The following is a 583-nucleotide window of genomic DNA, read 5'->3' as shown; positions in this document are numbered from 1 at the left end:
CTGAACGTGGCATTAACTTCGACACCGTACTCAACGGCATTTCTAGAGCGCTGACAGATGGCCGCGAAAAATTAGGCATCACATCGCAGATCATCGCTTGTTTCCTTCGTCATTTGTCAGAAGAAAGCGCGATGGATACACTGCAATCTGTTTTAAAGCATCGCGATAAAATCATTGGAGTGGGGCTAGATTCATCAGAAAAAGGCCATCCACCAGCTAAGTTTTTACGTGTCTTCCAGAAAGCGAAAGAGGCAGGCTTGCTTACCGTGGCACATGCCGGAGAAGAAGGACCAGCACAAAATATTACCGACGCGATTGAAATGTTGGAAGTGAGCCGCGTTGATCACGGCGTTCGCTGCGTAGAAGATGAAGCTCTAGTGGAGTCTCTGATTGAAACCAAAATGCCACTGACTGTTTGCCCACTGTCTAACATCAAACTTTGCGTGTTTGATGAAATGGGACAGCACAACATCGTAGAGCTTCTGCGTAAAGGCGTGGCGGTAACCATTAACTCTGATGACCCCGTTTACTTTGGTGGCTACATGACCGATAACTTCCTTGCAGTGAATCAAGCACATCCAAT

General features: G+C 47.0%; 1 protein-coding gene. It reads left to right on the top strand.

All coding sequences use genetic code 11. From position 1 onward, the window contains the following. On the top strand, window positions 1–583 hold a 583-nt coding region (locus R7040_RS28370), incomplete at both ends, for an adenosine deaminase family protein (RefSeq protein WP_411978228.1).

Source organism: Vibrio sp. 1069 (assembly GCF_033340555.1).
Note: the sequence above shows the minus strand (reverse complement) of the source record. Positions and strands in the feature narration are given on the sequence as shown.